12 protein-coding genes are annotated in these 14,442 nt (G+C 39.6%); 5 read left to right on the forward strand and 7 right to left on the reverse strand.

Annotated features, from left to right (window positions below):
- Positions 1–4 precede the first annotated feature (4 nt).
- On the reverse strand, positions 5–769 hold the full coding sequence (locus tag RMA94_RS01485) for a DUF4184 family protein (protein ID WP_311081549.1): 765 nt from the start codon (positions 767–769) through the stop codon (positions 5–7).
- Between the two features lie 136 nt (positions 770–905).
- Here RMA94_RS01485 and znuD point away from each other — a divergent pair, with 136 nt between their 5' ends.
- Entirely contained in the window at positions 906–2,981 is a 2,076-nt protein-coding gene (gene znuD / locus RMA94_RS01490) for a zinc piracy TonB-dependent receptor ZnuD (RefSeq protein ID WP_130173396.1), read from the forward strand.
- Between the two features lie 75 nt (positions 2,982–3,056).
- A complete protein-coding gene (locus RMA94_RS01495; RefSeq protein ID WP_130173395.1) occupies positions 3,057–4,520 on the forward strand; it encodes a phospholipase D family protein in 1,464 nt (487 codons plus the stop codon).
- Positions 4,521–4,769: 249 nt separating this feature from the next.
- On the opposite strand, the gene RMA94_RS01500 is transcribed toward RMA94_RS01495, so the two are convergent.
- Positions 4,770–5,216 (reverse strand): hypothetical protein, encoded by a 447-nt coding sequence (locus tag RMA94_RS01500; RefSeq protein ID WP_002116392.1) that lies wholly within the window; start codon positions 5,214–5,216, stop codon positions 4,770–4,772.
- A 165-nt stretch (positions 5,217–5,381) separates the two neighbouring features.
- On the opposite strand from RMA94_RS01500, the gene RMA94_RS01505 reads away from it, so the two are divergent.
- Positions 5,382–5,765: an RcnB family protein gene (locus tag RMA94_RS01505; RefSeq protein WP_005064209.1), complete on the forward strand. Its 384-nt coding sequence runs from the start codon at positions 5,382–5,384 to the stop codon at positions 5,763–5,765.
- 38 nt (positions 5,766–5,803) lie between these two features.
- Here RMA94_RS01505 and RMA94_RS01510 read toward each other — a convergent pair whose 3' ends face one another.
- The gene (locus tag RMA94_RS01510) at positions 5,804–6,286 is read right to left on the reverse strand and encodes a phosphate-starvation-inducible protein PsiE (RefSeq protein ID WP_057070605.1); all 483 of its coding nucleotides are present in this window, start codon (positions 6,284–6,286) and stop codon (positions 5,804–5,806) included.
- Between the two features lie 161 nt (positions 6,287–6,447).
- Complete coding sequence (locus RMA94_RS01515) at positions 6,448–7,158, reverse strand: glutathione S-transferase family protein (protein WP_311081553.1); 711 nt, start codon at positions 7,156–7,158, stop codon at positions 6,448–6,450.
- A gap of 123 nt (positions 7,159–7,281) precedes the next feature.
- Between RMA94_RS01515 and RMA94_RS01520 the strand changes: the two genes are divergently transcribed.
- Positions 7,282–8,160: a LysR substrate-binding domain-containing protein gene (locus RMA94_RS01520; RefSeq protein WP_080973434.1), complete on the forward strand. Its 879-nt coding sequence runs from the start codon at positions 7,282–7,284 to the stop codon at positions 8,158–8,160.
- A gap of 72 nt (positions 8,161–8,232) precedes the next feature.
- On the opposite strand, the gene RMA94_RS01525 is transcribed toward RMA94_RS01520, so the two are convergent.
- The 3 genes from RMA94_RS01525 to RMA94_RS01535 all read right to left on the reverse strand — a co-directional run bounded on the left by RMA94_RS01525 (position 8,233) and on the right by RMA94_RS01535 (position 12,651).
- Positions 8,233–10,014, reverse strand: a complete 1,782-nt coding sequence (locus RMA94_RS01525) for an acyl-CoA dehydrogenase C-terminal domain-containing protein (RefSeq protein WP_069030789.1) — start codon at positions 10,012–10,014, stop codon at positions 8,233–8,235.
- A gap of 167 nt (positions 10,015–10,181) precedes the next feature.
- Entirely contained in the window at positions 10,182–11,984 is a 1,803-nt protein-coding gene (locus RMA94_RS01530; protein ID WP_005804712.1) for an acyl-CoA dehydrogenase C-terminal domain-containing protein, read from the reverse strand.
- A gap of 289 nt (positions 11,985–12,273) precedes the next feature.
- Positions 12,274–12,651, reverse strand: coding sequence for a hypothetical protein (locus tag RMA94_RS01535; protein WP_167563048.1), 378 nt, complete (start codon positions 12,649–12,651; stop codon positions 12,274–12,276).
- 132 nt (positions 12,652–12,783) lie between these two features.
- Between RMA94_RS01535 and baeS the strand changes: the two genes are divergently transcribed.
- Complete coding sequence (gene baeS / locus RMA94_RS01540; protein ID WP_270907473.1) at positions 12,784–14,442, forward strand: sensor histidine kinase efflux regulator BaeS; 1,659 nt, start codon at positions 12,784–12,786, stop codon at positions 14,440–14,442.

Consider the following 14,442-nt stretch of genomic DNA (forward strand, 5'->3'; position numbering starts at 1 on the left):
GTATTCACCCCATTCTTTTTTGCCGATCTAAAACCAAGAATAGTAAGCATCCTAAGCTAAAGGTACTTAGCCAGCCTTGCATAAATTCATTAATAGAACGACCAGTGAAATAATAGGTATCGACATGCCAAACTTCATGAGGAATGTAGCGGGCATAATCCCAAAAAGAGAATAAACCTAACACTGTAGATAGAATTAACAGACACCATGCGAAAATTTTAATTTTATAGTTTACTTTCCAGTGTTGTTTATAGCGCTGATAATAATGAACACACATCCAAGCAATAAAAGGTAGCGCAAGAGCAGAGGAGCCTAGCTGTAAAAGACGATGTAAGGGATAAGGGTGTCCCAAAAGATGAACTGTGGTCGCTAATACATCTTTAAATATAAAAGTCCGAAAGTCAGAATGTGTTAGGCCATCCCAAATTAAATGAGTGGCAATCCCTAAAATAAGCGCGAGTAATGTTCCAACCAAAAATAAAAAAATACGTTTTAAAGAGTTGAGGCCAAGATCATGCTGAATACCGAAAAAACGGTAAATTACAGGTCGATATAGAAAGTACCAAATAGCACAAAAAATGAGGCCTAAAGTAAGGTTGGGATAAATCAGGCCTTTCCATTGATGTGTCAATATGCTGGCGTGAACTGTAAATAAGCGGTAAAGATCGGGTGTCATACTTCCAATTGCTAGAGCTGCAACTGGTAAAGTGTTTCGGCTAAGCTTTGAAAGAGGGGGTGCTATAACGGCATGAGAGATTGTAAAAGGCATTATAAAACAGAGATTACTCACATCATTTAATTGCCCAGTCTAACGAATCAGCCGATTAGAAATGTTTTTTATTGCAAAAAGACTGAAATGTTATAATATAACAAAACAAAAGGCGTAGCGATCAGAGAATCACCTCATGTTGTTCTATAAAAATATTTTGACCTTATCCATTTTAGCTGTCATATCCGTACCTTCGTTTGCAGCAGAAAGTGAAAATGTTGAAAAGCTAGAAACTATCCGAATTAAGGCTCATCCACTTGAGCAAACTTCACAAGATTTTGCTGTGGCAGATACTGTTGTTGATCAAAAGCATCTGTCGCAAGGCGCTGCTACCATTGGGGATGCACTCAGTAGTGAAGTGGGAATTTACGCGAATCAATTTGGGGCTGGTTCGAGTCGTCCAGTGATTCGTGGACAAGATGGACCACGCGTTAAAGTACTTCAAAATTCATCAGAAAATATTGATGTCTCGACGTTGTCTCCTGACCATGCTGTTACTGTAGATCCTGTGCTTGCGAAACAAGTCGAAGTAATTCGCGGCCCTTCAACTTTACTGTTTGGTGCGGGGACCGTCGGTGGTTTAGTTAACGTCATTGATAACAAGATCCCTACGCAAATGCCTGAAAATGGTTATGAAGGACAAGTTGGCTTACGTTACAACACTGGAAGTGATGAAAAACTGGCGAGCGCTGGCGTAACTGTTGGCTTGGGCAGCCAAGTTGCTTTACGTGTTGAGGGGTTAACTCGTGATGCGAATAATTATATTGCTCCCAATTATATTCATGAAGGTGAAAAAGAGCGCCGTGTAGACAATACTTTTGCGCAGGGTGACTCGGTTAATGTTGGTCTATCTTGGATTTATGACCGTGGTTATACGGGTATTTCTTATAGCAACCGCAGAGACCAGTATGGCTTACCGGGGCATAGCCATGAGTACGAAAGTTGTAGCGCTCATCTAGGTGGAAGACCGCATTTGCATTGTGGAGACCATGAACATGAAGAGGGTGAAGAAGCTCACGATCATGAGCATGAAGAACATGAGCACGAGCATGGCGGCCCATGGATTGATTTAAAATCTGAGCGTTACGATTTTAAAACCGAGTTAAATGATCCATTTGCAGGCTTCCAAAAGTTACGTGCGCAAGCGAGCTATACTGACTATCAGCATGATGAAATTGAAGAGGGAGCAATTGCAACCCGATTCCAAAACAAAGGTTATGATGGACGTATTGAGTTGGTGCATAACCCGATTGCAAGTTGGGAAGGGGTAATTGGTGCACAGTTAGGTCAACAGAAATTAGATTTAACTGGCGAAGAAGCATTTATGGCCCCGACCACTACCAAAAAGTGGAGTTTATTTGCTTTAGAACATAAACAATGGAAAGACGTACATTTTGAGCTTTCTGCCCGTGCAGATCAGCAAGAAATTGATGTAGACGACAACTCTAAACAGGATTTTGATGGTTCGGCATTCTCTTACGCAGGTGCTGCGAATTGGGAGTTTGCACCGAACTATAAACTTTCTTTTGTCGCTTCACATCAAGAGCGTTTGCCTTTAGCTCAAGAGTTATATGCAAATGGTGGACATTTTGCGACGAATACTTATGAGTTAGGAAATGATCAACTCAGTAAGGAAAAATCGAATAATGTTGAGTTAGGTTTGCATTTTGATAATGACAAACTTGATTATCATCTTCATGTGTACCATAACTGGTTTGATGACTACATCTATGCACAAACCCTTGACCGTTATAAAGACTTCCGTTTAGTTCAATACACTCAAGATAAAGCTCGTTTCTATGGTGCCGAGGGTGAAATTGGTTATCAAATTACCCCAATGTACAAGATCAGTGCTTTTGGTGACTATGTACGCGGTAAAATTGATGCAGAGGGTAATGCTCCACGTATTCCAGCGGGACGTTTAGGTACTAAAGTTGATGCAGACTTTGGCGATGGCTTTAGTGGTTCTGCCGAGTACTACCATGTCTTTAACCAAGATAAGATCGCAGCTTACGAGACCGAAACTGAAGGCTATAACATGCTCAATCTTGGTGTGGCATATTCTGGGCAGTATGGTGCAAAAACAGATTATCGTGTTTATATGAAAGCGAACAACCTGTTAGATGACACGGTTTATCAACATGCTTCATTCTTATCAAATATTCCACAAGTTGGACGTAATTTTACGGTGGGTGTTGATTTTAGTTTTTAAGGCTTTAACACGAAACTAAACTTGAAAAATCAATCCAAAAGACCTAATTTGAAAGCATCAAGTTAGGTCTTTTTTATGCGTATTTTTCAACGAATTCATCAAAAAATAAATTGGTCAGGGCGTCGTTATATGGCGGTATTACTTTGCGTTGTTGCTATTGCATATCTTGCATCGGCGATTTACCACACAGTAAAACCATTACCACAAGGGATTAACTTTAGTGGCAAGCTTAGACATGCCGATGTCAAATTTTTAGCTGATAAAACTTATCTTGATGCAAAAGGGCAACAGCAGGTTGACCAGCATATTTTTGATGAAATCTTGAAAATGATTGATGAGGCAAAAACCACGATTGTGGTGGATATGTTCTTGTTTAATTCAGAAGTGGGTGACTCGAAAATCAAGCAAAGACCGTTAATGCAAGAGTTAACCGATGCATTAGTAAGTAAGAAAAGACAAAATCGCCAAATTCAGATCGTTATGATTACCGACCCGATTAACTCGGTATACGGTGGTATCAGCCCTGAACACTACCGTCAGTTACGTCAAGCAGGTGTTGATGTGATTGAAACGAATTTAGCCCCTTTGCGTGCTTCTAACCCGTTTTGGTCTGGGTTCTGGTACATCTGCTGTCAAAATATTGGCAATAACCCTGAAAAGGGCTGGTTACCGAATCCATTCGGTGATGAAAAAATTACACTGCGCAGCTATCTAAACTTATTTAATTTTAAGGCCAATCACCGTAAGACTGTTGTGGTCGATACCGATGCTGGTTGGAAGTCATTGGTGACCTCAGCAAATCCACACGATGGTAGTTCTAGACACTCTAATGTCGCGTTGGTTGTAACAGGGGCAACAGCTGCTGATGTTCTTCAAACTGAAGCTGCAGTTGCACAAATGTCAGGCAGTAGCTCTCCATCGCTCATTTTAGGTGACTTTGAAAAAGACGTTAGCAAGCCTCAAGTGCAGGTGTTAACTGAAGGCGCAATTTATCAATCTGTATTGAAATTGATTAATTCAGCGAAGCCGAAAGAGCATCTTGATTTAAGTATGTTCTATTTATCTGAACGCAAGATTATTCAAGCGCTAAAAAATGCTCAAGAACGAGGCGTTATTGTTCGTGTTTTACTAGATCCGAATAAAGATGCATTTGGTCGACAAAAGAATGGTATTCCAAACCGTCAGGTGGCTTCAGAGCTACACGCTGCGGGCATTCCAATCCGTTGGTGTGATACACATGGCGAGCAGAACCATAGCAAAATGATCTTGAAATATAATGCCCAACACGCTGAGTTGATTGTAGGATCTGCCAACTTTACGGCCCGTAATTTAAAAAATTACAACCTTGAAACGGATATGTTGGTCATTGGCAAAGTTCAAGATCAAGTTTTTAAAGATGCGCAAGATTACTTCAATACCTCGTGGTCAAACCTAAAAGATAGACAGATGAGCGTGGATTACGCGAAGTATGCAGATGAGTCTAAAGTGAAGTATTGGATTTACCGTTTTATGGAATGGTCAGGGTTATCGACTTTTTAATCACTATCTTTGGAGTTTCCTAAAAAATGGCTGTGCCTAGAGTCATCCACAACCTGCCCAAAATCTGCGATTAAATTGTTTTTGCAATAAAATTAGATAAACGAAAACAGTGAACAGGTTTTGTGGATGACAAATGCTTTTGGTTACTTTGGGCGAAACCAAAGTAACGAATTAGCTACTACAAGTGGAACTTAAAGCGGTAAGACCCCGTCGTGCTAATTAAAAATAGAGAGTAAAACTTTGAATATTTTAAGGCGCTGGCGGAATCAATTGATCCAACGCTTTATCATCAAGTTTTTCGATTTCACTCAAATCCGTCTTAATTTTCCACTGCGACTCGTCGTCAACAGGATTTGGCAAACGCGCTTCAAGCCAATCACAGACCACATCGGGAGAAAATTCAGGATGGTTACATTGAATAATCCATGATAAAAAATCTTTGGCTTCACCATTCATGTAAGGTGGCGGTGAAACAGGGAAGAATAATGTGGGTAGGCGTTCATTTGTCGATAGATAATTTAAAACATGACCTAATTCTTGAACTGTTTGCCATGCAAGTGCATGCTCTACGTCAATACTGAACTTAAACCACCAAGCATGTTCGCCATCTGCTCCATGAGCCATAATACGGGCTTCTTGTACACTTGGAACTTTGCAAAAAAATTGATGAAGACGCTCAAAACTGATTTCAGACACAGCAATTGACCTAGTTTGAAAAATGCTAATGGTAGCACAGATACAGATTCTTCATATTTTCTTTATAGTCATTACAAAGTTTAGCAATCAAAGCGGTTTTATTCATGGTTTCTCCTTGAGTCTCTTTTAATCTAGCTTCATATCAAGATTAAAAGGAAATAGGCCATGAAAAAGCCAATCGTTCTTGTACTTTCGACATTAATGTTAGGTATATCAGCTACCGCGATGGCCGATTCTGGACACCGTTGGAACAATGACCATGGTAAAAACTATGATCGATATGAGCATCGTGATGACCGCCGTCATGATTATCGTAATGATCACCGAGCGCCAGTTTGGTCAAATGCTGATCGTGGTAAGCATTATGGTAACTATGTTGCTTTTAAACGTGGTGAACGTATTCCTGCTCAATATCGCCATAGCCGCTATTATGTTTCGGACTGGAGAGCGCACCGTTTATACGCGCCACCACGTGGATACCACTGGGTTAAAACCCCTAATCAATACTTATTAGTAGACTCAAGACACAACATTTACCGAGTTCGTTAAATGTAAAAATAAAAAGGCCTCGATATTGAGGCCTTTTTTTATGCCAACTCGTCATCTTGCGGTTGAGGGGTTTTCAAATTATTAGGAGTTTTTGCATGTTTCTCTTTCATCACTGATGGGTAGTGCCATGAAGCAAATCGAACGACTAAAATAGATAAGGCTAAAATCAAAATTGAGCCTGTAATAATGACTTGATCAATATCTGCTTTATGATCATGTTGAATATCTGAAATGAGTAGACGGGTTAAGGCCGTAATCGCAACATAAATAAGAAATCGTACAGGCATGTGATTGGTTTTAAAGTAAATTCCAACCATTGCTCCAAGCTCTAAGTAAATAAATAATAATAAAATATCATCAATTGAAGCATACTTTTTGACGGTCAGAATTTCAAAAACCGTATTGGCTGCTGACCATGCCACCATACACCCGATAATAAATAAGGCTAAATAATGGAAGGCTTCTACGGCGTAATGTCCGAAACGGTCGAGTATTCGTTCGTATTTTTTAGGATCAGGCATAATAAGATCTTTTGTTCACTTCGTAATGTTTAGAAATTAAACAAATTTTGTGCCAATGGAAATAGTAAATACAAAATAAAAAACGCCTGATTATTCAGGCGATTTTATGAAGATTTAATTCAACTCAGGTAGTAAGGCGATATCCACTATAAATACAAAGACTATTTCAAATTTTTATATTCTTGAATGACATCTTCAAATACAATATGGCCTAAAAAGTTGCCTATACTCTTTACGGATTGTTCTTGTTCAATTGCATGTGCAAATTTAACCGCCGCCTCATTTTGTAATTGTTCATAAAGACGTTTGCAGTTTGGAAATTCATCAATATCAATAACATTATGATATTTCAACCATCGTGCGATACCTGCGTAGTATCCGTCCACAAAAGACAATTGATCGCCCATTAACCAAGTTTGATTTATCAGGCTATTCTCTAAAGCTGTAAATGCTCTTTTAACTTGGGCTGCTCCATATTCACGTAATGCTTGTTTATTACTTTCTGAGGACGAGTGTTCAAGGCTATACCAGAGAGGGCTAAATGCATTGAATAAAGTCGTATTCAAAAAAGCTAGTTTCTGATTAAAGAGATTAAATTGTTCTGTTCCTTGTTCATAATGAAAAGCCGCATTCAGGCTTTTTGCCATGACATGGTTCAAGATAGCCATGCTTTCCGTTAAAACTTTACCATTATCGTAGAGCAGTGCAGGCGTTTCACCCATTGGATTAATTCTGCGATATTCCTCGGTGTTGCATTGAGCTGGCATCTCAATTCTACAGAGTTGATAAGGTAAACCTGACCATTCCAAGGCAACAATTGAACCAAATGAGCAGCCAGAAGGGACGCCATAAAATAAAGTGAAAGTTGACATGATGATTACTCTTTTTTGATGTGTAAAATCATCATAAGTCGACAGAAAAGTTTCTAGTAGTCATGTATTATGAAACTTATTGTCTACATATATGGACATTGAAGAATGCTACTTAGACAAAACTTGAATGATGTTTATCTCTTTGTTGTTGCTGTAGAGCATCAAGGATTTTCTGCCGCAGCTAAACAGCTCAATTTACCTAAATCAACTATTAGTAAGCGTGTTGCAATATTAGAAAATAAGCTGGGCTTAACGTTAATTCATCGTAGTTCACGTAGTTTTGTCTTAAGCGAATCAGGAAAACTGTTTTATCAACATGCCAAAAATGCAGTAGATGAGTTTCGTTACGCAGAAGAAAATTTATTAATACAACAACAAGAGCCAAGTGGTGTAGTCAGGCTCAGTGCTTCTGTACCCATTGCTCAGTATCTTCTATCTGATTGTTTGCCTGAACTTGCAGAACGTTATCCTAAGCTGTTATTACAAGTAGAGGTAACTGATCGTTACGTTGATGTTATGAGTGAAAACTTTGATATTGTGATCCGTAGTCATTTTCAACCATTGCCGGATTCTGGATTAATTCAACGTGTGCTTAAAAATGATAAAATCATTGCTGTTGTAGCGCCTACCTACTTAATGAAATCGGCTCCTATACATACACCAGAAGATTTGCTTAAACACGAAGGCTTATGGCCTGAATTGCAAATGAATCCATGGCATTTTCAAAATATAAATGGTCAGAAAGAGATAGTACGTCCAAACATCCGCTTTGTAGCAAATGAGTCGGAGATCTTAAAGGGGGCTGCAAAAAGGGGATTGGGTATTACGCTTTTACCTGAAACTTTTTGTATGAATGAACTATCTGAGGGTAGCTTAATTCATGTTTTGCCAGACTGGTCTGCTGGTAGCGTAACGACAAGTTTATTGATGTTGACAAGACGAGGGCTTTTACCCAGTGTCAATATTACAGCTGACTTCTTGGTCGAGAAATTAAAAACTTAAAAGTTATCTATCTTTTATGATTAGAAATAAAAAAACGCCTGATTATTCAGGCGTTTTTTATAAAGAACTTAATTAAGCTTGATTTGTAAAGTAATCTTCACTAAAGCTCATAATTAAGTCAGAACCAGCTTTGATTTTAGCAATACGCGCATCAATATCTGGCAAGATACGTTCAACAAAGTACTGAGCCAAAGCAAGTTTGTTCTGATAGAAATCACCAGACTTATCTTTAGCAGCGGCAGCAATTTTTGCAAACATATATGAGAAGCTGAGTAAACCAACCGCATGTAAATAATCAACCGCAGCTGAGTTCGGGAACTCTACATTTTCAGCAGCTTGCTCAATAATAAACTGAGTGATTGCTTCGATTTCAGTTGCAGCATCTAAAGTTGCATCTTTAATGAAGTTCAAATCAGTGTCTAAATCATTTGCAAAGTCACGAATTTCAGTGATGTATTCAGCAATGAAAGCGCCGCCACACTTAATGGTTTTACGACCAATTAAATCTTGAGACTGAACGCCGTTGGTTCCTTCGTAGATTTGAGCAATACGAAGATCACGAATACATTGTTCCATACCCCATTCACGGATGTAACCGTGACCACCGAATACCATTTGAGCATCTAAAGTTGCTTGGAATGCGGTATCTGTGAGGTAAGCTTTTGCAATTGGAGTTAAAAGCGCAACACGGTCATTGGCTTTTTTCACTGCCGCTGCATCAGTTGAGAATTTAGTGATATCGAGTTGTTGACCTACATAGACTGCAAATGCACGAGATGCTTCATTATTTGCACGCACATTTAACAACATACGACGTACATCACCATGCACTAAAATGCTGTCAGCAGGTTTATTTGGCGATTGAACACCAGCTGCACTGCGGCCTTGTAAACGGTCAGTCGCGTATTGAGCAGCATTTTGATAAGCAAATTCAGAAGCGCCTAAACCTTGAATACCCATTGATAAACGTTCGTAGTTCATCATAACGAACATTGCAGCAAGGCCTTCGTTTTCTTTACCAACGAGGTAACCTTTAGCTCCATCAAAGTTCATTACACAAGTTGCAGATGCTTTGATACCCATTTTATGTTCAATAGAACCTGGGCCAACATGGTTACGGTCGCCTAAAGAACCATCTTCATTTACAAGGTATTTTGGTACGATAAATAACGAGATACCACGTGAACCAGCAGGGGCATCTGGAGTTTTAGCAAGTACCAAGTGAATGATGTTTTCTGCTAAATCGTTGTCACCACCAGTGATGAAGATTTTAGTACCGGTAATGTTATATGTACCGTCTTCATTACGTTCTGCTTTGGTTTTGATAATCCCTAAGTCAGTACCTGCATGTGGCTCAGTTAAGCACATGGTACCTGACCATTCACCTGAATAAATCTTAGGTAAATAAGTTTCTTTTTGTTCTTGAGATGCGTAGCTGCTTAAAGCCATACCTGCACCCACTGAAAGTAGCGGGTAAAGCATGAAAGATGGGTTAGTCGCAAATAACATTTCATCAGAAAGAACGGTGAGCATTTTTGGCATGCCTTGACCGCCCCATTCTTCATCGGCACCTAGGCCAATCCAACCACCTTCTGCATATTGACGAAATGCATCTTTAAAACCAGCTGGTGTGAATACTTCGCCGTTTTCATAGCGAGCACCTTCTTCATCACCAGTACGGTTTAATGGATGAGTCACGTTCTGAGCAAATTTAGCCATTTCTTCTAAAATTGCTTCAGCTGTTGCAGCATCTACATGAGCGAGTTTCTCATTAGACTGCCAAAATTGTTCTGCTTTAAATACATCATTTAAGATGAATTTCATATCAGCTAAAGGAGCATTGTAAATTGGCATAATCGTTCACCTTTTTTGTGCACATTGGCCTGTGCTAGATATCCTGTAAAACGAAATGGATATGGAATTTAAAGTGTAAATTTATCATTGATTTTATAAAAAAAGGACCGTCAAAACTGAGCAGTCCTTTTTTGTTTTTTAACATTGCATATCGCAACTAACTATGGTTAGAAAGCGAAATGTTCAGCGTCTAATGACATTAATGGATCTAGACCACCAGCGATCACATCTACGTGAGAACGTACACGTGGCAAGATTTTCTTGAAGTAGAAACGAGCAGTAGTTACTTTCGCATTGTAGAAGTCAACATCGGTTGTACCTTCTGCTAATTTCTCTTGTGCTACAAGCGCCATACGAGCCCATAGGTAAGCTAAAGTGATATAACCTGCGAAGTAGAGGTAATCTACAGCAGCAGCACCGACTTCATCTGGGTTTTGCATCGCACGCATACCGATTTGCATAGTAAGATCGCCCCATTCTTTGTTAAGCGCCGCAAGCGGTTCAACAAATTCTTTCATAGCAGCGTTGTCTTTGTTTGCTTCTACGAATTTATGGATGATCTTAGTGAAGTCACGTAGCATTGCACCTTGAGTTTGCAATACTTTACGACCTAACAAATCAAGTGCTTGAATTTCAGTTGTACCTTCGTATAAGCAAGCAATACGTGTATCACGTACGATTTGCTCCATGCCATGCTCAGAAATAAAGCCATGACCACCGAAGACTTGTACACCGTGCTTAGCAGATTCAGAACCTGTTTCAGTTAAGAATGCTTTTGCAATTGGAGTCAATAAAGACAAGATGTTGTCAGCAAACTTACGCTCTTCTTCAGTTTCGCCTTTTTCAACGATATCTGCGTATTGAGCAAGTAAGTAAACAAGAGCACGACCGCCTTCAGCAAAAGCTTTTTGAGTTAAAAGCATGTTACGAACAGCAGGGTGAACGATAATTGGATCTGCTTCTTTTTCTGGAGCTTTAGGACCAGAAAGTGAACGCATTGCTAAACGTTCTTTCGCGTAAGTTAACGCACCTTGGAAAGATGATTCAGACGCTGCTAAACCTTGAACAGCAGTACCAATACGTGCTGTGTTCATGAAGGTGAACATACAGTTCAAACCACGGTTTTCAGGTCCAATCAAGTAACCTTTAGCTTGGTCAAAGTTAATGACACAAGTTGCGTTACCATGAATACCCATTTTGTGTTCGATAGAACCACAACGTACCGCATTACGTTCGCCAATAGATCCATCTGCATTTACATTGAATTTAGGAACGATGAATAATGAGATACCTTTAGTACCTTTTGGTGCACCAGGTAGGCGAGCAAGAACGATATGGATGATGTTCTCAGCCATGTCATGTTCACCAGCAGAGATAAAGATTTTCTCGCCAGAGATTGCATAGCTACCATCAGCATTTGGTTCTGCTTTAGTACGGATAATACCCAAGTCTGAACCTGCATGAGACTCAGTTAAGCACATCGTACCTGTCCAAACACCTGAAACAAGGTTTGGTAAATAAGTATTTTTTTGTTCATCAGAACCGTGATGCTCTAATGTACGTACAGCTCCGTGAGACAAGCCTGGGTACATGCCCCATGCCCAGTTAGAGCTACCTACCATTTCAGAAATTGCGATACCTAAAGAGTTAGGTAATGCCTGACCACCGTATTGTTCTTCTGCTGATAAAGACGGAAAGCCAAGTTCAATATATTTTTGATAAGCTTCTTTAAAACCTGTTGGAGTGGTAACTACGCCATCATTCCAAGTACAACCTTCGCGGTCGCCAACTTGGTTTAAAGGAGAAAGCTCATTTTCACAGAAGTCCGCCGCAGCTTCTAAATATTGATCAACCAATTCACGGCTTACGTTACCTTGGAAATCAGGTAATTTTGCATAGTGTTCTTCAGCATTTAATAATTCATGCAAAACGAATTGCATATCACGTAAGGGCGCTTTGTATTGTGGCATATCGGGTTCCTCAATACTGGTGAAACCAGAGTTATAATCTTAATCTATGATAATGTGCCATGAGGCACCTTGGACTATTACATCGTGCAACAACTTGCATAACTGTACAAGCACCTCAGGACCTTTACTTTGTGACTGCAAAGTCAAGAAAAAAAAGCTGAAACTATGTAAGTGCTTTGAGTGTAAATACTTTTGGTTATGTTTATATGATACAAATAGTCAAAATCGTAAACACTTATGTATAAACAAAAGGCGCCTATAGGCGCCTTTTGTTTTATGATTTTTAGAATTATTTTGCTTGAACTGGTGCAGGAACAGGGGCATTAACAGGTGGTTGAGGGCGTTTTGGTTCAAAACGAAGGTTACAAGTACCTTCAAGTGTCTTATCCCCAACTTGAACACTTACGGGTTGTCCATTGGCCTTACCATCACATGCTTTTTGAATTTGTTCAAAGCGAGCTTTACGTTCTGCGCGGTGCTGTTCCCATGCAGCTTTTTGTTCTGGAGTAAATTCACGGTGCTTCATACGGTGGTGCCCCTCACGTGGGCCATCTTGCATCATTCCATGCTCTGGTTTAGGTGGTTGAGTTGTCGATTGACACGCAGCCAAACTTCCCATTGTTACAATTGCCGCACTGAATAATGCAATTTTTGCCGTCATTTTCATATTTAAAGCCCTTTAATGTTGTGTTTTCTGATGGCTTAAAGATTAGATAATAAAGATGTAGAAACAATGGAGAGTTTTTCTTTTCGTTGTTGGTTACAATGCAAAATATAGGGTAAAAATGAGAGAGTGCTTTTGAACGTTCTACGTGTTCCCATTGCATTACGGTTATTTTTGACAGTCTTGCTCACCACATTACTTATTGCGACTGCAAGCTTGAGCGTTTTGCACTGGACAATGCAAAAGAACTTTGCCAAATATGTGGCTGACGTTGAAATGCAGAAACTAGACCGCCTCATTACCAATCTGGGCGATGTCTACACGGTGTACCATGATTGGGGGAATGCGATTCAGGCACAGATTTTACAAATCGAAGGAACTGCGGCTCCCGATGACTACGATCGTCTCTCGCAGTGGTGGCTCCGTCGTCAATATGACATTGCAATACAACAGCATTCTTTCGATGAACATGCCCTTATTAATATTTCACCGCAAGTTGCACCGACCAATAAAAATACTATTTTTAGTGATGAGGAATTAAGAGCACTCGAGCAAAATTTACCTTCCCAGTATCAACCCTTTGAAGGGCTAAGATTCCCTTTAAGCGCAAATCAGTTTCGCCCAAGTGATGATAAAAATAAATCAAAGAAGGGAAGCTTAAAAGATATTGAAACCCAAAATGGCAAGAAACGTTTTATTGCTTTACCAGACCGTTTAGGATTGAGTTCGCGTTTATCTCTATATGATGCACAGCACCAGTTTGTGGTAGGTGAACCGCCTTCATCAGATCAGATGTCATTTCGCCCAATTATTTTAAATAATAAAGTCGTGGGATATTTAGGTTTAAAGCCTGTTTTAGATAAAGAAGACGCTTTGAGTATTAATTTCTTTAGTAATCAAAAGCGTTATTTACTCTTAATCTATGCTTTAACCTTACTATCAAGTTTAGTTGCAGCACTGTTAATGGCGACTTATTTTAAAAAGCCAATTCAGCGTTTATTAAATGCAACCAATGAATTAACCAAAGGAAATTATCAACACCAAGTGGTCATTAAGCGAAATGATGAGCTAGGTGATTTATCAACCCAGTTGAACCATTTGGCAGAGATTTTACATCAGCATGAAGAGTCACGACGTCAATGGGTGGCAGATACTTCCCATGAATTAAAAACGCCTTTGGCTGTATTGCAAGCACAAATTGAAGCCATGCAAGACGGGATTCGAAAAGCCACACCTGAACATTTAGATGCAATGATGCGTCAGGTTTCAAGTCTGAAAAAATTGACCCAAGACCTTGCAGACTTGGCACAGGCAGATGCCCAGCAGCTTAAGTGTTATTTGAGTTCTGTTAATCCATGGGAAGTGGTACTACAAGAAGTTGAAAACTTTAAACCAAAACTTGAGCAGGCTGGTCTCGAAATTCAGGTTGAAGGAACAAGTTCTCCGCTATTATTAGACCGTGACCGGTTTAAACAGATTATTGTTAATTTAATTAGTAATAGTATTCGTTACACAGAAACAGGTGGCAAAATTCATATTCATACAAGTCAGAATCCTCAAGAGTGGACTTTGTATGTCGATGATAGTCCTTATGGTTTAAGTGATGAGCAGTTAAACCGTTTAGGTGAACGTTTCTATCGCGTAGATGATTCGCGTACGCGTAGTACAGGTGGAACAGGGCTGGGCTTAGCTTTGTCTTGTAAGATTGCGCAGGCGCTTGGTGGTACACTCAGTTTTGAACATTCACCATTAGGTGGTTTACGCTGTGTACTTACTTTTAAAAAGCAGAGTTAA

It is taken from the genome of Acinetobacter sp. V115_6 (assembly GCF_031799025.1).
Taxonomy (GTDB): domain Bacteria; phylum Pseudomonadota; class Gammaproteobacteria; order Pseudomonadales; family Moraxellaceae; genus Acinetobacter; species Acinetobacter pittii.